The organism is Bacteroides sp. D55t1_190419_B8, assembly GCF_015558905.1.
Classification (GTDB): domain Bacteria; phylum Bacteroidota; class Bacteroidia; order Bacteroidales; family Bacteroidaceae; genus Bacteroides; species Bacteroides vicugnae.
On record NZ_JADMOU010000021.1, the window covers coordinates 58,542 to 77,686 of the forward strand.

The following is a 19,145-nucleotide window of genomic DNA, read 5'->3' on the forward strand; positions in this document are numbered from 1 at the left end:
CCAATTATCAATTTTAAGTATCAAGTATTAAGTATCAAGTCTCAAACGCCAATAAGCAACCTCGATTAATACTTAATACCTAATACTTATTTTAATATCTTCTCTTATTGTTCTGACGATTGTTGGTATAGTTCGTCTTCGGACGGTAGTTCTGGTTCAGGCGTTCTGCCATCAGCCGGACGATATCGTCGGTCATTTGGAGTTCCCCGTTGGACAGTTCGTACAGGTCTTCGGCAATTTTTTTGTCGTCCACTGTATCTTTGTTCCATGCCAGGTAATCCTTCTTCATGTGGTTGCAGATAAGGGCGATCAGGTTTCTCTTTTCGTTTCCTTCGGGGAATTCGATCGCTTTCTTTATCAGTATTTCCAGCGTATGTCCGTAGTGACGGTAACGCATACGGGCAGTGGAGTAGGGGATATGGTCCGGGCGGGTCACCAGATTGTCCTTGCGGATGATTTCATACGGGTAGTCAATATCCAGCTCAAAACCGGACATGATAGCCAAGTGGTCCCAAAGCTTGTGCTTGAAATCGGGTACATCACGCAAATGGGGGAACATATTTCCCATAATGTTGATGATGGTGTTGGCACAACGCTGACGTTCTGCACGATCCTGAATGGTCAACGCATAATCTACCATGTTCTGGATGCTACGTCCGTATTCGGGAAGCGGCATTCTTTTCTGTTGAGTATTGTATTGCATTTATTAAATAAAAATTGAGAATTAAAAATTAAAAAATTAAAGAAGTTTTTTCGGCATGGAGGCAACGAATTCTTTCAGGTAGAAAGGTTCGAAGTAAGCCACGTCTTTATAGTCTTCATCGGCCACTGCTTTTTCTGCCAGTGGGAACATCATTTTAGCCAACGGATGGATATTGTCGATAAAATGTGCGTTCGGATGCGTAATCTGTCCGCGGCATTTGTCGGCTCCGTTTCCAAAGAAATAAACCGGTTGTTCGTTCAAGTACTCCAGATAAGAGTTCTCATCTACGATGTCGGCGGCAACTGCACGTTTCACTTGTAGACGACGGTCATAAACGGCTGCATATACTTCCATGCGGCGGGCGTCGATCATCGGACAAAGCAAAGCATTTTCGGGCAAGTCGTGATACAACAGCACCGGAACACTCAATACTTCCAGCGTCGGGATACCGATTAAGGGGATATTGCGCCCGTAACAAACTCCTTTCGCCATAGAAACCCCGATTCGGAGCCCGGTGTACGAACCCGGTCCGCAGCTCACTGCAACGGCATCCAAAGGGATGGCATGACTGTCTATGAACGACAATGCTTCATCTACAAAAACTCCTAAAGACACGGCGTGTGAAGGGCCTTTCAAGTCTTCTTTCACAAAAATCGTCTGTCCGTCTTGACTGGCCGCTACCGAGCAAACAGAGGTAGAGGTTTCAATATTCAGTATACACGACATAAAAATCAGCTTATTAAATTGTCGCAAATTTACATGATTATTTCCAATTCTTAAAATATTCGTGTACTTTTGCACAAAACTTTAAGGTTATGATACAGTCTATGACAGGATACGGTAAAGCTACGGCCGAACTTCCTGATAAAAAAATAAATGTAGAAATCAAGTCGCTCAACAGCAAGGCAATGGATTTGTCCACTCGCATCGCTCCGGCGTATCGTGAAAAAGAGATTGAAATCCGTAATGAGATTTCTAAAGTTCTGGAACGTGGAAAAGCTGACTTCAGCCTGTGGATAGAGAAGAAGGAGGGTGCGGATGCTGCTCCCATCAATAAGGAGCTGCTGAAAAGTTATTATAGCCAGTTGGATTCGATAAGCCGCGAACTGGGGATTCCTTGTCCCGCACCGGAAGACTGGCTCCAACTATTACTCCGCATGCCGGACGTGATGACGAAAACGGAAATTCAGGAACTGACGGATGAGGAATGGAGCGTGGTGCACGCTACCATACTTGAAGCCATCAGTCATTTGGTAGATTTCCGCAAACAGGAGGGGGCTGCATTGGAGAAGAAGTTCCGTGAGAAGATTGCCAACATCAACAGCTTGCTCGAACAGATTGCTCCTTACGAGAAAGAACGTGTAGAGAAAGTGAAGGAACGCATCACTGATGCTCTCGAAAAGACGTTAAGCGTAGACTATGACAAGAATCGTCTGGAACAGGAGTTGATTTACTACATCGAAAAGCTGGATGTCAACGAAGAAAAACAACGCCTTAGCAACCATCTGAAATATTTCATCAGTACGATGGAAGGGGGTAGCGGACAAGGTAAAAAGCTTGGTTTTATCGCCCAGGAAATGGGTCGGGAGATCAATACGTTAGGCAGCAAGTCCAATCATGCTGAAATGCAGAAGATCGTAGTTCAGATGAAGGATGAACTGGAACAGATTAAGGAACAGGTGCTGAACGTGATGTAAAACAGTATCTATCATTTTTAATTCTTAATTCTTCATTAAACTTATGACCGGTAAGCTAATTATTTTCTCTGCTCCGTCGGGTTCGGGCAAATCTACTATTATCAATTATCTGCTGACGCAGAACTTGAATTTAGCGTTTTCAATTTCTGCTACCAGCCGTCCTCCGCGTGGAACGGAGCAGCATGGGGTTGAATATTTCTTCCTTACACCGGAAGAATTTCGCCAACGCATTGAGAACAACGAATTTCTGGAGTATGAGGAGGTGTATAAGGACCGTTATTACGGAACGCTGAAAGCGCAGGTAGAAAGGCAATTGGAAGCGGGTCAGAATGTGGTGTTTGACGTAGATGTGGTTGGCGGATGCAATATCAAGAAGTTTTATGGTGATCGTGCGTTGTCGGTGTTTATCCAGCCGCCTTCGGTGGAAGAATTACGCTGTCGGTTGGAAGGACGCGGAACGGATGCGCCGGAAGTGATTGAAAGTCGCATCGCTAAAGCGGAATATGAATTGGGTTTTGCTCCGCAATTCGATTGTGTGATTGTCAATGACGATTTGGAGGCTGCTAAAGCGGAAGCTTTGAAAGTAATCAAAGAGTTTCTGAATTTGTAGGAGAACTACTAGGGCGGGATGATACAAATGAAAAAACAGAAAACCGGAATCTTCAGCGGATCATTCAATCCGATTCACATCGGGCATCTTGCTTTAGCCAATTATCTTTGCGAGTGTGAAGGGTTGGATGAGATCTGGTTTATGGTGAGTCCGCAGAGCCCTTTGAAAGCACAGGAGAAGTTATGGAATGATGAATTACGTCTCGAACTGGTAAAGTTGAGCATCAGTGGCTATCCTCGTTTTCAGGCTTCAGATTTTGAGTTTCATTTGCCTCGTCCCTCATATAGCGTATATACGTTGGAGAAACTGCGCGAGACATTTCCCGACCGCGAGTTTTATTTCATTATCGGTTCCGATAATTGGGAACGTTTTGGATATTGGTATCAGTCCGAACGTATCATAAAAGAGAATCAGATTCTTATTTACCCCCGTCCCGGTTTTCCCGTCAAAGAAGAGGAATTGCCGGAAACGGTGCGTCTCGTTCATTCCCCTGTATTTGAAATCAGTTCTACTTTTATTCGAGAAGCACTGGATGCAGGGAAAGATGTTCGATACTTTGTGCATCCAAAGGTCTGGGAGACTATCAGTTTACTCTGTCAATCGATGAAGAGTAATAACGATGATTTCTGCCGGAGCGCCGACGCGAATCGGTAATTTGGAGGTTCCTATTCCGTTTGTTATAATCAAAGGTATTTTTGCAGAATTATATGCCAGTCCCGTGATGAAACGATTGCCATAGTGTGAGTTAAGTGCCGGGGCAACTCCGAATACACGGACTTGTCCGCCGTGGGTGTGTCCTGCCAGGGCAAGGTCGGTGTTAGCTACTGAAACGTCTTCGATATAATCCGGGGTGTGAACCAGTAAGATGACAAAATCTTTGGGAGAGAGTGCCAGAGTAGGCGATACTCCGTTGCGCCCCAGATCAAAAGGATTGCGCACTCCGGCGATAATGATTTGCTGCCCGTCTTTACGAAGCGTATCTACTTCATGTTCTAACGGACGCATTCCGTAGTGTTTCATTGTATTCACAATATCATCGTGGCAACGTTCGTAGTCGTTATTGCCCATTACTCCATAAGTTCCCATCGGTGTTTTTACGCGTGCCAGCGCAGAAAACAAAGGTTCCACATATTCACAACCTTCCTGATAGTCACCACCCATCAGAAGCACATCAGCCTTTTGAGCAATCAACAGGCGGACAAGGTCGTTCAGCCCTTTCTCTTTCAGCAGACTTTTGTAGTGTAAGTCGGAAATGAAAGCGATACGGAAACCTTCAAAGGCTTCGGGAACATCGCGGTGGGTAAAGTCATATTTTACTACACGATCCACTCCTGTATAGACAGAAGATACATTTACGTTGGAAGAAGTGATTTTTGTTCCCCGCAGTACCAGGTCTGACGATTCGTGTGTATCGGTAGAAGTCTTTTTCTTTGTATTCTGCTTTTTGTTTTTAGAAATATTCAGCTCTTTGAGTTGTGAGTGGTCGGGGGAGAATACCCCGGCTATGGCATTAGCCGTATCCGGATAAATAGAATCTGAATTTAAAACAGGGCGTGGCAAGGTAGCCACCATATTCTTTTTCGACTTACAGGAAACCAACAAAAGTAATGTCAACAGGATAACAGGGTAGATTGTTTTTATTTTCTTCATCTTCTCTTAGTTTGAAGTTTTTCGGGGTGCAAAGATACGAAAAATCATGTATCTTTGTCCGTCAAAACTATTTATAATATATTAAAGTATGGAAGAAGTAAAGCGTAACTCGCTACAAGCATGGATATTAGCTGCACGTCCCAAAACGCTGACAGGGGCCATAACCCCGGTTATGATCGGTACTGCTCTTGCTGCAATGGACGGACGTTTTCATTGGTTGCCTGCACTGATCTGCTGTCTGTTTGCAAGTCTGATGCAGATTGCCGCTAATTTCATCAATGACCTTTTCGACTTCCTCAAAGGGACAGACCGGGAAGACCGGTTAGGACCCGAACGTGCTTGTGCGCAGGGATGGATTTCTCCGCAAGCGATGAAAACCGGGATTATTATTACGGTTGCTCTTGCCTGCCTTATTGGCTGTACGTTACTCTTTTTTGCCGGGTGGGAATTGATGATCGTAGGAGTGCTTTGTGTGTTATTTGCCTTTCTTTATACCACCGGTCCTTATCCTCTTTCTTACAACGGTTGGGGCGATGTATTGGTGATTGTCTTCTTCGGCTTTGTACCCGTAGGCGGAACATATTACGTACAGGCGCTAACTTGGACACCGGATGTCACTATTGCCTCTTTAATCTGCGGACTGCTTATCGATACCTTGTTGGTAGTCAATAATTATCGTGACCGCGAAGCGGATGCACGCAGTGGAAAAAGGACAGTGATCGTTCGTTTCGGCGAGAAATTCGGTCGCTATTTTTATTTGATGTTGGGGATTACTGCTTCTCTTCTCTGTCTGTGTTTCCTCCGTGAAGGTCATTTCTACGCCGCTTTTCTTCCACAACTTTATCTGATCCCTCATTTCCTTACCTGGAAACGGATGGTGAAAATATACAGCGGTAAAAAATTAAACAGCATATTAGGCGAGACTTCGCGTAATATGCTGCTTATGGGTGTTCTTATTGCAATAGGAATGTTGATAAATTGAGAATTGAGAATTAAAAATTGAGAAATGGCTGCGCTTATAATGCTGTGCAATAGTATTATTTTTCAATTCTCAATTTTTAATTCTTAATTCTTAATTTTTCCCGTACATCTTTTCGTAGTAACCTTGATAATCTCCACTGGTAACTTCTTCCACCCAAGCTTGGTTGGCTAAATACCATTCGATTGTCTTTACGATGCCGACTTCGAATTTAGTTTCGGGATACCATCCTAAGGCATTTGTTATCTTGGTAGGGTCGATAGCATAACGTTGGTCGTGTCCCAGACGGTCTTTGACGAAAGTAATCAGATCTTCGTTGATCCAGTCGATTGAAATATCGCCGTTTTCGTCTTTCACTTTCTTTTTGAGAACCTGACGATATTCGGGATTTTCTGCCATCAGACGGTGGATAGTCGAAATTGTCAGTTTCACGATTTCGAGGTTTGTCTTCTCGTTGTGTCCGCCAACGTTGTACACTTCTCCGTCTTGACCTTCACGCACAACGAGGTCGATTGCTTTGCAGTGGTCTTCCACATAAAGCCAGTCGCGCACATTGCTACCGTCACCGTAAACGGGAAGATGCTTTCCTTCGAGGATATTCTTGATAATCAACGGAATCAATTTTTCCGGGAAGTGGTACGGACCATAGTTGTTGGAGCAACGGGTAATCGTCACCGGCATTTTATAAGTGTCGTGGTAAGCCATTACCACCATGTCTGCACTTGTCTTAGAAGCACTGTACGGGCTGTGAGGGCAAAGCGGAGTTGTTTCTGTGAAATATCCTTCGGCTCCCAATGAACCATACACCTCATCGGTAGATACTTGATGATAGCGTACACCTTTTCTCCAAGTCGGATATCCTTGTTCGTCTTTCCCCATTACCCATGCACGGCGTGCACAATCCAGTAAGTTCTGTGTTCCGAGAATGTTGGTAATCAGAAACAGCTGCGGATTTTCAATGCTGCGGTCCACGTGGCTCTCGGCAGCGAAATTCACTACATAATCAAAACGATACTCAGCAAAAAGACCGTCTACCACATCGCGGTTGCAAATGTCTCCTTTGATAAAGACACAGCGTTCGTTGTCGATGTCTTTGGCAATCGTTCCTAAGTTACCTGCATACGTCAAAGCGTCCAATATCACGACTTTGATGTCGTTATGTTTGGCTAAGATGTACTTGATGTAATTTGCCCCGATAAATCCTGCGGCACCGGTCACTAGATAAGTTTTCATATTTTATTCTTTATGTTGATTTTAGGATTGTTTAGCCAATTCGATAAGGTACTTCCCATACTCGGTTTTTTCGAGTTTTTGACCCAGTAGAAGCAACTGTTCCGTCGGAATCCATCCCTGACGCCAGGCAATTTCTTCAATGCAGCTGACGTAGAAACCTTGCCGGTTCTGAATAGTGGCCACGAAGTTGGAAGCTTCCAGCAGACTGTCACAGTTACCCGTGTCGAGCCATGCAAATCCGCGTCCGAAAAGTTCCACTTTCAATGTACCTTCTTCCAGATACAGACGGTTCAGGTCTGTTATCTCATATTCTCCACGTGCTGAAGGACGAAGAGCCGCTGCTTTTTCTGTCACACTGGCATCGTAGAAATAAAGTCCCGGAACGGCATAATTGCTTTTCGGTACTTCCGGCTTTTCTTCCAGTGAAATCACTTTTCCCTGTTCGTCAAATTCCACTACACCATAAGCGCGTGGGTCTTTCACGTAGTAACCGAAGATACAGGCGCCCTTTTCTATATTGGCAGCCCGGCGGAGCATGGCGGAGAAGCCCTGTCCGTAAAACATATTATCCCCAAGAATCAGACAGCCCGGTTCGCCGTTCAGGAAATCGGCTCCCAATACGAAAGCCTGTGCCAGTCCGTTAGGTTGTTCCTGAATTTTATAGGAGAAAGACATACCCAGTTCCTCACCCGTTCCCAACAAGTCGCGGAACATCGGCAAATCGCGTGGAGTCGAAATAATCAACACTTCGCGTATTCCTGCCAACATAAGTGTTGACAACGGATAATAAATCATCGGCTTGTCATACACAGGCATGATTTGTTTGGAAATCGCTTTGGAGAGCGGATAAAGTCGGGTGGCACTACCACCGGCTAGAATAATTCCTTTCATGTTCGTCTGAGTTATTCATTAACAGTGTGCAAAGGTCGGAAAGAAATCTGAAAGGACAAAAATAATTTGCTAATATTTCAATATGGTAATGTGTCAATTAAGTGATAACTCAGCAAATTGGCACATTATCACATTATCATATTGGCACAGTATTACAACTTGTCCGCCAACTCGATGACTTCCAAGTCCTGAAAGGCCCCCTGATTGATAACAAAACGTACCAAAGTTCGCACCTTGTGGAAACCGGACATGCCGGCAGCTCCGGGATTAATATGTAGCATATCCAGCGTTTTATCATATTTCACCTTTAATATATGAGAATGTCCGCTGATAAAAAGTTTGGGCGGACGTGTCATCAGACTGCCGATGATGGAAGGGTCGTATTTCCCCGGATAACCGCCGATATGTTTAATCAGTACTTCTGCACCATCCACCGTGAAACGGTTTATTTGCGGATACAGCTTTCTGATTTCCTGCCCGTCAATGTTTCCATATACCGCCCGGAATGGACGGAAGGCGGCTAGCCTTTCCGCTACCTCCGGCGAACCGATGTCTCCGGCATGCCAAATTTCGTCACATGGTTCAAAATATTCCAGATATTTCTCGTCCCAGTAAGCGTGAGTATCAGATAATAATCCAATTCTTGTCATAAATTTCTTTGTTTAATCCCACAAAGATACTATATTTGGAAAAATCTTAAAGCACATGGAAAGCAAATATAATTATTTCAAGCGAGATATCAGTTGGCTCTCATTCAATTATCGCGTATTGTTGGAGGCTCTGGACGAGCGTCTGCCGCTCTACGAACGTATCAACTTCATCTCTATCTACTCTTCCAACCTCGAAGAATTCTACAAAATCCGGGTAGCCGATCATAAAGCAGTTGCCTCCGGTGCTACGGAAAGCGATGAAGAAACCGTACAATCCGCCCGTGAACTGGTAGAAGAAATCAATAAAGAAGTCACTCGCCAGTTGGATGACCGTGTACGCATTTATGAAGAGAAACTATTACCTGCCCTGCGCAAAAACCACATTATTTTTTATCAGGACAGCCATGTCGAACCGTTCCACCAGCAGTTTATTAAAGACTTTTTCCGGGAAGAAATCTTTCCCTACCTGCAACCTGTGCCTGTATCCAAAGATAAAATAGTCTCCTTCCTACGAGATAACCGACTTTATCTGGCGATACGAGTCTATCCGAAGAAAGAAGCAAAAGACGAAAGGAAAGAAGATAAAGAAAAAACAGAAGAATCTATTAACAAAGAAAAATATACAGAAGAACGCATAACTCGAAGAAAAAGTGATGGAGCAGATACAAATGTAACAGAATATCGGCAGCCCCTTTACTTCGTAATGAAGCAGCCCTACGCCAAAGTACCCCGCTTCATCGAACTTCCATCCCGCGAGAAAAATCATTACCTGATGTTTACCGAAGATATAATCAAGGCAAACCTCAACCTGATTTTCCCCGGTTACGACGTTGATTCCAGCTACTGCATCAAAATCTCCCGTGACGCTGACATATTGATTGACGACACCGCCAGCAGTGCCGACCTCGTTGCCCAACTCAAGAAGAAAGTGAAGAAACGCAAGATCGGTGACGTCTGCCGTTTCGTCTACGACCGTGGTATGCCTCATGACTTTCTGGACTTTCTGGTAGACGCCTTCCATATTCAGCGCGATGAACTTGTCCCCGGCGACAAGCACCTGAATCTTGAAGACCTGCGTCATCTTCCCAACCCGAACAAATCTCTTCACAGCCTCGAAAAACCGAAGCCAATGAAGCTGACTATCCTTGACGAAAAAGAATCCATCTTCAACCACGTCGCCAAGAAGGACCTGTTATTATATTACCCTTATCACTCTTTCGAGCACTTCATCCATTTCTTATATGAAGCCGTGCACAACCCGGAAACCCGTGAAATCATGGTAACCCAATACCGCGTAGCCGAAAACTCCGCCGTCATCAACACCCTGATAGCCGCCGCCCAAAACGGCAAGAAAGTCACTGTATTTGTGGAACTGAAAGCCCGTTTCGACGAAGAAAACAACCTTGCTACGGCCGAAATGATGCAAGCCGCCGGCATTAAAATAATATACAGCATACCCGGTCTGAAAGTACACGCCAAAGTAGCTCTTATCCGCCGCCGCGGACCGAATGGTGAAAAAATACCCAGCTACGCCTATATCAGCACCGGTAACTTTAATGAAAAGACCGCCACTCTCTACGCCGACTGTGGCCTTTTCACCTGCCGTCCGAAGATAGTGGCCGACCTCTATAACCTCTTCCGCACCCTGCAAGGCAAAGAAGACCCGAAGTTCACCACCCTTCTCGTCGCCCGCTTCAACCTCATCCCGGAGCTGAACCGCCTCATCGACCGTGAAATAGCCCTCGCCGATCAAGGCAAGCAAGGACGCATCATCCTCAAAATGAACGCCCTTCAAGACCCCACCATGATCGACCGCCTCTACGAAGCATCCGAACACGGCGTGCAAATCGACCTCATCGTTCGTGGAATCTGTTGCCTCATCCCCGGACAGTCATACAGTCGTAACATCCGTGTCACCCGTATTGTAGACAGTTTCCTCGAACACGCCCGTATCTGGTACTTCGGTAACGACGGCAAACCCAAAGTATTCATGGGCTCCCCCGACTGGATGCGTCGTAACCTCTACCGTCGCATCGAAGCCGTCACCCCCATTCTTTCCCCCGACCTGCGTGACGGCCTCATCGAAATGCTCAACATCCAGCTCTCCGACAACCAAAAAGCCTGCTGGGTAGACAACAACCTGCGAAACATCTTCAAAAAAAGAACGCCCGGCACTCCCGCTGTACGAGCCCAATACACCTTCTATGACTGGCTAAACAAAACAAATAACTAACCCCCCAACCAACTAACTGACTAACTAACTAACATAAGAATCCCATACCCGTGCCCCAAGCCCGGCAACCTGCAGCCCCCCGCACGCCTCTCCGGCCTACTTTTTTCTCCGTCAAGCGAGCTCCCGTAGCGGAGCGTCAAAAAGGGCAGACTGTTTGAGCGTAGCGAGTTTCTGCCCTTTAGCGCAGTGCAGGGAGCGAGTAGGAGAAAAAAGTCAGCCTTGAATTTTTCTTTGCTTCTTTCTTTTGTTTCAAGACAAAAGAAAGACGATTGTAATATAAATGTAACATATATGACACCTCCCTGCAACGTCAAATCCCGTCCTTTGCAGCCGGAAACAACATACACATATATTTATTATGGAGACTATTTATTTATGCATTATCATCTTCCTCTTTGTACTAGCTGTTTTCGATCTGATAGTCGGAGTCAGTAACGATGCAGTCAACTTTTTGAACTCGGCGGTAGGCGCCAAGGCCGCTTCGTTCAAAACCATCCTGTTCATAGCCGGCATCGGCATTTTCATCGGCGCCTCCCTGTCCAACGGAATGATGGACATCGCTCGTCACGGCATCTACCAACCAGAGCACTTCTACTTTGCCGAAATCATGTGCATTCTGCTAGCCGTCATGCTGACCGACGTAGTACTGTTGGACGTCTTTAACTCTATGGGGATGCCCACCTCCACCACCGTATCATTAGTCTTTGAGCTACTCGGAGGAACGTTCGCCCTTTCCCTCATCAAAGTACACAATAGCGACACCCTTGCTTTGGGAGACCTTATCAACACCGACAAAGCCCTCTCCGTCATTATGGCGATCTTCGTCTCCGTCGCTATCGCCTTCTTCTTCGGAATGCTTGTACAGTGGCTTGCCCGTGTGATCTTCACCTTCAACTATACGAAAAAGATGAAATACAGCATCGCCCTCTTTGGAGGAGTAGCCACTACTGCCATCATCTACTTCATGCTCATCAAAGGACTGAAAGACAGCTCCTTCATGACTCCCGAAAACAAACACTGGATACAAGACAACACCCTGATGCTAATCACCGTTTTCTTTGTATTCTCCACCGTACTGATGCAAATCCTTCACTGGATGAAAATCAATGTTTTCAAAGTCGTCGTACTGATGGGAACCTTCGCCCTTGCCCTTGCTTTTGCCGGTAACGACCTTGTCAACTTTATCGGTGTTCCCCTCGCAGGTTTCTCCTCTTTTATGGACTATACCGCCAATGGAGCAGGAAATCCGAACGGCTTCCTGATGACCTCTTTGCTGGGCCCCGCTAAAACCCCGTGGTATTTTCTTATCGGAGCCGGAGCCGTCATGGTCTACGCCCTTTGCACCTCTAAAAAAGCACACGCCGTAATAAAAACATCTGTCGACCTTTCCCGTCAAGATGAAGGAGAAGAAGCATTCGGAAGCACCCCGATCGCCCGCACAGTAGTCCGCATCAGTATGACACTTGCCAACGGAATCTCCCGAATAATGCCGGACGGCAGCAAAAAATGGTTTGACTCCCGCTTCCGCAAAGACGAAGCAATCATAGCCGACGGAGCCGCTTTCGACCTTGTCCGCGCTTCTGTCAACCTGGTATTGGCCGGCCTGCTCATCGCCTTGGGAACCTCCCTGAAACTTCCCCTTTCCACCACTTACGTAACCTTTATGGTAGCTATGGGTACTTCCCTGGCCGACCGCGCCTGGGGGCGTGATTCAGCCGTTTACCGTATCACCGGCGTATTAAGCGTCATCGGAGGCTGGTTCATCACTGCCGGAGCCGCCTTCACCATCTGTTTCTTCGTAGCTCTCGTACTCCATTATGGAGGCAACATCTCAATCATCGCCCTCATCGGTATAGCTGTATTCATCTTGATCCGTAGTCAGGTGATGTACAAGAAACGCAAAGCGAAAGAACAAGGTAACGAAACGCTGAAACAACTGATGCAAGCCACAGACAGTACAGAAGCCCTGCAACTGATGCGTAAGCACACCCGCGAAGAACTTTCCAAAGTATTGGAATACGCAGAAACAAATTTCGAACTGACTGTCACTTCATTCCTTCATGAAAATCTGCGAGGATTACGTCGCGCCATGGGGTCCACTAAATTTGAGAAACAGCTCATCAAACAGATGAAACGTTCGGGCACCGTCGCTATGTGCCGTCTCGATAATAACACCGTACTCGAAAAAGGACTTTATTACTATCAAGGCAACGACTTCGCCAGCGAATTGGTCTACAGTATTTCCCGCCTCTGTGAACCTTGCCTCGAACATACCGACAACAATTTCAACCCATTGGATGCCATTCAGAAAGGCGAATTCAGCGATGTGACCGAAGATATCACCTATCTGATTCAGCAGTGTCGTAAGAAAATGGAAAACAACGAGTACAATGACCTCGAAGAAGAAATCCGTCGTGCCAACGACCTCAACGGACAACTTTCAGTATTGAAACGTAAGGAACTGCAACGTATTCAAAGCCAATCAGGAAGCATCCGGGTGAGCATGGTGTATCTCACGATGGTTCAGGAAGCACAGAACGTAGTCACTTACACCATCAATTTGATGAAAGTAAGCCGTAAATTCCAGATGGAAACAGAAATGCCGTAAGGACAAAAAAAACAAGGATTGTCCACTGAAAAATGGACGAATCATAATCTGCAAGGAAAGGACTGTTTGATAAACCCTGTTTACATAAGTAAGGGGTGTCAAACAGTCCTTTCTTTTTCAGAAATAGGTTTAAAAAAAGCTCTACTCTTTAGTATTTGATCTGGTAAAATTGTATATTTATAGTCGATAAGATAATTGAGACGATTTTAGATGCAATGATATAAAAACGAAATGAATGAAATATCAGTTAGAAATAACCACTTTACTGGTTCCTGTCAATGTGCATCAACTGTTTGAGAAATGTGAATGGCCTGAACTAAACTGTTTTGACAGAGAAATGGTTGAAGGCTATTTCTCTGATTTGGTGAATGGCATTCAAACCGATGAGGCTTTGGACGATTGGACGCTGACCGTTGTCCTTTATATCGGCACTTATTTGGGAGCCAGCCATATCAGTATCTGGAAACATGGAATCACCGATACGGCAACTAAAGAAAAAGTGTTAACGATAGGTATACCTCTTCCTTGTAGTAAAACCGTCCGTTGGGGGGTGAAGAAGAAAGAACGTTTTACCGGTAAAACACCGGATGAAAGTTATAGGAGGAATAACAGGCTGCTTCCCGTCTACTTTGCAAAATATGATAATATGGAAACCTATATAGAAGATAATATTCGGATAGCCCTTTTGAACCTGTTTGAAGTCGGTTTTACCCTGAAAGGATATAAAGTAAAGAAGCGGTAATAGTAGCCAAATCGTAAAATAGAATCAATTTTAGTGGCATAGACAAGGGACTAACATAGCTATGTGCTACCGTAAAGAGTCGTCGATTATTGAATTTAGACTCTTTGCGGCAGCTCTGTTTTTCTACTTTTCTATGAAAGTGTTCAAAGAATGAGGTTGCAAGGTTACATTCAAATAGCGAGTACCTAATTTCACAGTAAGCTCTTTGGCTTCTTCGTTGAAATTACCGGCTATCACCACCTGTTTCTTTTGTGGAGTCATGACGATCATTACCGGCATCTTATCTCCTCTATCTTTATATGCCAGCACTTTCGAGCCGGGTGTTACATAATGGCTGTAATGTTTTACCGCATAATATTCGGGAGTGTAGGTCGCAGTCCCTGTCTTTGAATCCACATGAATCAAAGCATTCTGTTTCCATCCCCATCCGCTGAAACCTCCGTCGTACAAAATAGCATTCCAGAAAGTATATTCTTCACAACCATTACCCAGATAATGATTCACTAGTCCGAAAGTGTGTTCGGCTGCTTTCCAGTCGAAAGAGCCCCAACCACATTCGCTTTCCGTTTGCACGTACTTGTATTGCGGATATTTGGCGCGGAGTTTGGGTAAAATCTGTCCGCCTTCCCATTGGAAGCCGACCCCTTCTATTGTTTCCGGCATTCGTGGGTCGGAAAGCACCTGATCGATCACCTCATAACGGTTGGTGTTGATTGTTCCTAAATATAACTTTACTTCCGGATGCTGCTTTTTCAGAGTAGGAGCGAGGTACTCTGTATTGAAGCGGATAATACCTTCTGCCGTCCAGGCACAACCCGGATAGTTGGTGTAGCTCCATGACTCATTTTGGAACATAATCATGGAGATGGGGATGCCTTGTTCCTTGTAAGCATCGATGAATTTACAGAAATAGTTTGCATAGGTTTGCAGATAACGTGGATCCTGAATAAAGTAATCATTTACAGCCAACTGCTGTGGAAATACCTGTGTGTTCTTTTCTTTACTATCCTCATAAAGTGCTACATCAGACAGAGGCGACATCTGATTTTGATTACGGTCACTGCGAACTGAATAGTAGTGATTGATTTTCATCCAGGAGGGAGGCGACCATGGCGACATCCAGAAAGTCATATCCGGATTATACTGTTGTGCAGCTTTGATAAAAGGTATCAACGTTGTTTTATCCCGATTGATATTGAAATGCTTCAATTGGAAGTCACCGGATACTTCATCGCAACTGTACCAGTCGCGGGCGTAGTCGTTGGCATTCATGGAGAAGCGTCCCATGGTAAACTTCAGATCTCCTCCGGGAGCAAACAACTGTTGAAGAACAATCTCCTGTTGCTTCCGTGGAAGCATGTTGAGTGCATCCCATCCGAGTTCATTAAAGCATGTTCCCCAAGCTTTGAAGACAGTTCCATTCTCCGAACCGTTGACCTCGAGTAGGGGAGTGCGCCCGGTATTTGTCTGCAACTTGACTTTAGACTGTTGCCATGTGTTATTTTCCGTACTGCTAATCCATTCATAGGATTGCGCACTCATAGTCCCCATTGACAGCACAATGGATAAACTACTTAATAAGGTGGTTTTCTTAATCATGTTTCTCCTGTTCTTATATTTTTTATATTACTGTTTAAACAATCTCATGCAGTACATTCAACTGTGTATCCTTAATCAAGATTGATTTATTAATAAGTCTCTATGACAATAGCCGCTTCCGGCAATCCTTTTGCTGAAACAGTAAGAGTGATCGTCCCTTTTTCTGCATTTGGCTGAACGATAGCAATTGCTTTTCCCCGAAACGTTTTCGGCTTTAAGGAACGAAAGCTTTTCATATCATCCGCACTTCCATTACCTGCGGCAATGACGGACCCTTTTCCGGTAGATTTAATTTCCAAAGGAATGGAACAGTCAGGTATTAACTTTTCATCTTTATCCAATATTTCAACCTTTATATATGAAAGGTCATTTTTATCTGCCTTTATTTTCATACGATCGGCTGTCAAATGTATCATTGCCGGAATTCCGGTTGTGTAAAGTTCAGTCGATGTCGTTTCTTTCTTTCCCTTCAAGTTGACAGCCTTCAGTTGTCCCGGTTCATAGGGAACCTCGAAAGAAGCCGTATAGGTATCGGGATTGACTTCTTTTTCTCCCAATAACCTGTCATTCAAATAAAGTCTTACTTTAGGGGAACGACTATACACATGTACTGCCATCGTTTTGCCTTCGTATCCTTTCCAGTTCCAACTAAGGAATTCGTTTTTCCATCCCCAGTAGTTGATATCTTCTCTTTTCCCTTTGGCTACGGGAGGTTGTACTGCTAATGAAATATCACGTCTTTTCCAAAGAATGTCGCGATAATAAGATTGCGGTTTCTTGTCTCCGCAGAAGTCAATGTCACCACACCATGCATTATACCACGGCCATCCCATAAACTGCGGACTGTGTTCTCCCGGAGCAAGTTCGAGAGTATGTGCCAGACCGGCTTCACCCAGATAGTCGAGGGCAGTCCAGACAAAATCTCCAATCAGATAGGAATTCTTGTCGATCAGGTTCCAGTTCTGTGCTGCTTCTTTGGGCACCGATTCACTGCCGTACATAATCCGTTGCGGGAATCGTGCGTGATCTTTTTCATATTCCTTCCATTGATAATTGTAACCGGAGATATCCAGGTTCCGGAAAGCCCTTTCCGAATCCTTCTCCCAACTGAAATCTCTTCTGTCCCAAAACGAGTTAACAGCGGCGGTAGTGGCGCGGCTTGTATCATATCGGTGAATGGTTGCAATTAGTTTCCGGGCTATGATCTCTCCAGTGGGTTCGTCGGCGCGTTCAGCTATTTCATTGCCAATACTCCACATGATAATAGAAGGATGGTTTCTGTCTCTGCGCACCATGGTAGCTATATCGTGTTCACTCCATTCATCGAAGAATTGGTGATAATCTTGCGGGCGTTTTGCTTGTTGCCATTGATCGAATACTTCATCAATCACTAGCAATCCCAGTCGGTCACATGCCTGTAGAAAATATTCCGACGGTAAGTTGTGCGAGCATCTGACTGCATTGAAACCATTTGCTTTCATTAGCTCTACTTTGCGTTCTTCTGCCCTGTTGATAGCTACGGCACCTAATAAACCATTGTCATGATGCAAACAACCACCTTTTAATTTCAGCGGTTTCCCATTTAATAGAAATCCTTTTTCTGCGGAGAATTCGACGGTTCGTATTCCGAAAGGAACGGTTATTTCATCAGATAGCTTCTTAGATTTCAAGGATAGATGTGCGGTATATAAACTAGGAGTATCTACCGACCATAATTCCGGCTTTTTTATATCAAAAGTGAGGGAAATGGGGATATTGGTTTCACCGGATATATTGACTGGTTGAGTAGTGGAATAAACCTCTTCCCCTTGTGGAGAAAATATCTGAATCTTCAGATGGGCGGTCACTTTTTCTTTGCCGGAGTTATGTAGAATGGAGTGAAGATCAACCGTCGCTTTTTTACCTTCTACTTTGGAAGCATCTATAAAAGTGTCCCATTCGTCCAAATGTACTTTGTCCGTTTTCATTAGCCATACGTGCCGGTAAATGCCGGAACCGGCATACCACCGACTGTTCAGACCTTCATTCACCACTTTGACGGCTATTATATTCCGAATGCCGGGAGCGTTGCAGTATGGATGGATGTCGATTTTGAAAGGGATATATCCATAAGGATTAAAACAGGCTTTCTGCCCGTTTATCCAGACTTCTGTTTGGTTATAAGCTCCTTCAAAATAAAGGGAAATAATCTTATTGGCATCTTCCGTCTGTATGGTGAATTCTTTTCTATACCATCCTTCACCTCCTACGGTTTGTCCGGTATCTGCCCCGCCTACGCTCATGCGTGAAAAAGGACCGATTGTTATACCTTCTCTTTGTACGGGCACAGGATCCATGCTCCAGTCATGAGGTAAATCGAGTATCCTCCATTGAGCGTCCTTGAAAGATGTCTGTTCGGCATTGGCAATGCAACCCCGGTAAAACTTCCAGTTCTCATTTATGCTGACTTTACGTTCCGATGCGGAACTTTCAGCAATAAAGCAGGGTATTAACACTAAAAGAGCGAGTAGCCTTACAGAAGATTCGAAGTAGTTATTCATCATTTCCTATTCTTTGTTTAATAATGGGCAAAGATAGGAGCGTGACAGGTGATGTGAGGAATAGAAATGTAACAAGATGCTGCAACAAATGTATCAAACTTCCTTTTCATAGGGATTAAACTTGCTTGTTCCGGCAGGAAAACGTATCTTTGTTAGTAAGAAAACTATAACCGCAAGTTCTGATTATAAAACCGGAACTTTTGATTATGTAATCAGAAGTTTCAGTTATAAAACCGGAACTTGCGGTTTTAGTTTGCCCTAAGGGAAAAATAACTTTTCCTTTAGGGGAGAACAAGTTTTCTACCTATAGCGAGTAAGTTTTCTATTAGTAATCAATATTTCAAATAAACTTTAGTATTATGGCAATGTATATAATGGAAGAAATGCCCGATATTCATGGAACGGGCGAACAGGTACTTTATCCGCGGTTTGCAATGATGGAACAGGTATCTACCGAGGATTTGATACGTCAGATAGCATCCAGCAGTGGTTTTAACGTCGGAGATGTGGAAGGCGTAATTACACAGATAGGTATTGAGATGGCACATCAGATGGCAGAAGGCAAGTCTGTGAAGCTGGATGGCATCGGAACATTCTCTCCTTCGTTGGCGTTATGCAAAGATAAAGAACGCGAAAAGGCCGGAGAGGGTGAAACCCATCGTAACGCACGAAGCATTGTGGTGGGAAACGTGAACTTTCGTGTAGACAGGAAGATGATGAGGCGTATCAATGGAAGATGTCTGCTGGAAAGGGCTCCGTGGAAGTCGCAACGTTCTTCACAGAAGTATACACCGGAGCAACGACTTGCATTGGCTGTTAGATATCTGGAGGAACATCCTTTTCTGACGGTCTACGAATACCGGAAACTGACAGGTTTGCTGCGTACAGCGGCTACCAATGAATTACGCCAGTGGGCGTATACACCCGGTTCCGGCATCGGGATTGATGGCAGAGGAACACATCGGGTGTATATAAAGAAAACATAATTCATTATATTTGTATGATGATAT

At 44.7% G+C, this 19,145-nt stretch carries 16 protein-coding genes; 8 read left to right on the forward strand and 8 right to left on the reverse strand.

Going from position 1 to position 19,145, the window contains the following annotated elements; translation table 11 throughout:
* Window positions 1-91: 91 nt before the first annotated feature.
* Both I2I13_RS16820 and tsaB read right to left on the reverse strand, forming a co-directional pair.
* Window positions 92-703 carry a DUF4290 domain-containing protein gene (locus I2I13_RS16820; protein ID WP_148365055.1) on the reverse strand — a complete coding sequence of 204 codons (612 nt, stop codon included), beginning with the start codon at window positions 701-703 and terminating at the stop codon, window positions 92-94.
* 36 nt (window positions 704-739) lie between these two features.
* Window positions 740-1,429 (reverse strand): tRNA (adenosine(37)-N6)-threonylcarbamoyltransferase complex dimerization subunit type 1 TsaB, encoded by a 690-nt coding sequence (gene tsaB, locus I2I13_RS16825; RefSeq protein WP_148365054.1) that lies wholly within the window; start codon window positions 1,427-1,429, stop codon window positions 740-742.
* A gap of 89 nt (window positions 1,430-1,518) precedes the next feature.
* Between tsaB and I2I13_RS16830 the strand changes: the two genes are divergently transcribed.
* From I2I13_RS16830 to nadD, 3 genes are read left to right on the forward strand one after another with little or no spacing between them, the layout of a single operon-like run.
* A complete protein-coding gene (locus I2I13_RS16830; protein ID WP_148365053.1) occupies window positions 1,519-2,400 on the forward strand; it encodes a YicC/YloC family endoribonuclease in 882 nt (293 codons plus the stop codon).
* A gap of 43 nt (window positions 2,401-2,443) precedes the next feature.
* On the forward strand, window positions 2,444-3,010 hold the full coding sequence (gmk, locus tag I2I13_RS16835) for a guanylate kinase (RefSeq protein WP_148365052.1): 567 nt from the start codon (window positions 2,444-2,446) through the stop codon (window positions 3,008-3,010).
* Between the two features lie 27 nt (window positions 3,011-3,037).
* Window positions 3,038-3,664 (forward strand): nicotinate (nicotinamide) nucleotide adenylyltransferase, encoded by a 627-nt coding sequence (gene nadD, locus I2I13_RS16840; RefSeq protein ID WP_195650046.1) that lies wholly within the window; start codon window positions 3,038-3,040, stop codon window positions 3,662-3,664.
* Here the strand turns inward: nadD and I2I13_RS16845 are convergent.
* Window positions 3,599-4,660 carry a metallophosphoesterase gene (locus I2I13_RS16845; RefSeq protein ID WP_148365050.1) on the reverse strand — a complete coding sequence of 354 codons (1,062 nt, stop codon included), beginning with the start codon at window positions 4,658-4,660 and terminating at the stop codon, window positions 3,599-3,601. The genes nadD and I2I13_RS16845 overlap by 66 nt on opposite strands.
* Window positions 4,661-4,748: 88 nt before the next feature.
* On the opposite strand from I2I13_RS16845, the gene I2I13_RS16850 reads away from it, so the two are divergent.
* A complete protein-coding gene (locus I2I13_RS16850) occupies window positions 4,749-5,642 on the forward strand; it encodes a 1,4-dihydroxy-2-naphthoate polyprenyltransferase (RefSeq protein WP_195650047.1) in 894 nt (297 codons plus the stop codon).
* A 90-nt stretch (window positions 5,643-5,732) separates the two neighbouring features.
* Here the strand turns inward: I2I13_RS16850 and rfbB are convergent, their stop codons facing one another.
* From rfbB to I2I13_RS16865, 3 genes are all read right to left on the reverse strand, one after another.
* Window positions 5,733-6,872, reverse strand: a complete 1,140-nt coding sequence (rfbB, locus tag I2I13_RS16855; protein WP_148365049.1) for a dTDP-glucose 4,6-dehydratase — start codon at window positions 6,870-6,872, stop codon at window positions 5,733-5,735.
* 21 nt (window positions 6,873-6,893) lie between these two features.
* Entirely contained in the window at window positions 6,894-7,763 is an 870-nt protein-coding gene (rfbA, locus tag I2I13_RS16860; protein ID WP_074559082.1) for a glucose-1-phosphate thymidylyltransferase RfbA, read from the reverse strand.
* Between the two features lie 152 nt (window positions 7,764-7,915).
* A complete protein-coding gene (locus I2I13_RS16865; RefSeq protein WP_148365048.1) occupies window positions 7,916-8,413 on the reverse strand; it encodes a metallophosphoesterase in 498 nt (165 codons plus the stop codon).
* Between the two features lie 55 nt (window positions 8,414-8,468).
* On the opposite strand from I2I13_RS16865, the gene ppk1 reads away from it, so the two are divergent.
* The 3 genes from ppk1 to imm9 all read left to right on the forward strand — a co-directional run bounded on the left by ppk1 (window position 8,469) and on the right by imm9 (window position 13,996).
* Window positions 8,469-10,646, forward strand: a complete 2,178-nt coding sequence (ppk1, locus tag I2I13_RS16870) for a polyphosphate kinase 1 (RefSeq protein WP_195650048.1) — start codon at window positions 8,469-8,471, stop codon at window positions 10,644-10,646.
* A 358-nt stretch (window positions 10,647-11,004) separates the two neighbouring features.
* Window positions 11,005-13,254: an inorganic phosphate transporter gene (locus tag I2I13_RS16875; RefSeq protein WP_148365046.1), complete on the forward strand. Its 2,250-nt coding sequence runs from the start codon at window positions 11,005-11,007 to the stop codon at window positions 13,252-13,254.
* A gap of 235 nt (window positions 13,255-13,489) precedes the next feature.
* Window positions 13,490-13,996: an Imm9 family immunity protein gene (gene imm9, locus I2I13_RS16880; RefSeq protein ID WP_148365045.1), complete on the forward strand. Its 507-nt coding sequence runs from the start codon at window positions 13,490-13,492 to the stop codon at window positions 13,994-13,996.
* A gap of 123 nt (window positions 13,997-14,119) precedes the next feature.
* Here imm9 and I2I13_RS16885 read toward each other — a convergent pair whose 3' ends face one another.
* Both I2I13_RS16885 and I2I13_RS16890 read right to left on the reverse strand, forming a co-directional pair.
* On the reverse strand, window positions 14,120-15,595 hold the full coding sequence (locus tag I2I13_RS16885; RefSeq protein WP_195650049.1) for a beta-glycosidase: 1,476 nt from the start codon (window positions 15,593-15,595) through the stop codon (window positions 14,120-14,122).
* Window positions 15,596-15,684: 89 nt separating this feature from the next.
* Window positions 15,685-18,138: a glycoside hydrolase family 2 TIM barrel-domain containing protein gene (locus I2I13_RS16890; RefSeq protein ID WP_195650050.1), complete on the reverse strand. Its 2,454-nt coding sequence runs from the start codon at window positions 18,136-18,138 to the stop codon at window positions 15,685-15,687.
* A 356-nt stretch (window positions 18,139-18,494) separates the two neighbouring features.
* Between I2I13_RS16890 and I2I13_RS16895 the strand changes: the two genes are divergently transcribed.
* Window positions 18,495-19,121 carry an HU family DNA-binding protein gene (locus I2I13_RS16895; protein WP_148365042.1) on the forward strand — a complete coding sequence of 209 codons (627 nt, stop codon included), beginning with the start codon at window positions 18,495-18,497 and terminating at the stop codon, window positions 19,119-19,121.
* Window positions 19,122-19,145: the final 24 nt, after the last annotated feature.

Coding starts and splice junctions, on each gene's coding strand:
- gmk (WP_148365052.1), top strand. CDS start 2,444: ATGACCGGTAAGCTAATTATTTTCTCTGCTCCGTCGGGTTCGGGCAAA.
- rfbB (WP_148365049.1), bottom strand. CDS start 6,872: ATGAAAACTTATCTAGTGACCGGTGCCGCAGGATTTATCGGGGCAAAT.
- I2I13_RS16850 (WP_195650047.1), top strand. CDS start 4,749: ATGGAAGAAGTAAAGCGTAACTCGCTACAAGCATGGATATTAGCTGCA.
- I2I13_RS16895 (WP_148365042.1), top strand. CDS start 18,495: ATGGCAATGTATATAATGGAAGAAATGCCCGATATTCATGGAACGGGC.
- ppk1 (WP_195650048.1), top strand. CDS start 8,469: ATGGAAAGCAAATATAATTATTTCAAGCGAGATATCAGTTGGCTCTCA.
- I2I13_RS16875 (WP_148365046.1), top strand. CDS start 11,005: ATGGAGACTATTTATTTATGCATTATCATCTTCCTCTTTGTACTAGCT.
- I2I13_RS16830 (WP_148365053.1), top strand. CDS start 1,519: ATGATACAGTCTATGACAGGATACGGTAAAGCTACGGCCGAACTTCCT.
- imm9 (WP_148365045.1), top strand. CDS start 13,490: ATGAAATATCAGTTAGAAATAACCACTTTACTGGTTCCTGTCAATGTG.
- nadD (WP_195650046.1), top strand. CDS start 3,038: ATGAAAAAACAGAAAACCGGAATCTTCAGCGGATCATTCAATCCGATT.
- I2I13_RS16890 (WP_195650050.1), bottom strand. CDS start 18,138: ATGATGAATAACTACTTCGAATCTTCTGTAAGGCTACTCGCTCTTTTA.
- I2I13_RS16820 (WP_148365055.1), bottom strand. CDS start 703: ATGCAATACAATACTCAACAGAAAAGAATGCCGCTTCCCGAATACGGA.
- I2I13_RS16865 (WP_148365048.1), bottom strand. CDS start 8,413: ATGACAAGAATTGGATTATTATCTGATACTCACGCTTACTGGGACGAG.
- I2I13_RS16885 (WP_195650049.1), bottom strand. CDS start 15,595: ATGATTAAGAAAACCACCTTATTAAGTAGTTTATCCATTGTGCTGTCA.
- tsaB (WP_148365054.1), bottom strand. CDS start 1,429: ATGTCGTGTATACTGAATATTGAAACCTCTACCTCTGTTTGCTCGGTA.
- I2I13_RS16845 (WP_148365050.1), bottom strand. CDS start 4,660: ATGAAGAAAATAAAAACAATCTACCCTGTTATCCTGTTGACATTACTT.
- rfbA (WP_074559082.1), bottom strand. CDS start 7,763: ATGAAAGGAATTATTCTAGCCGGTGGTAGTGCCACCCGACTTTATCCG.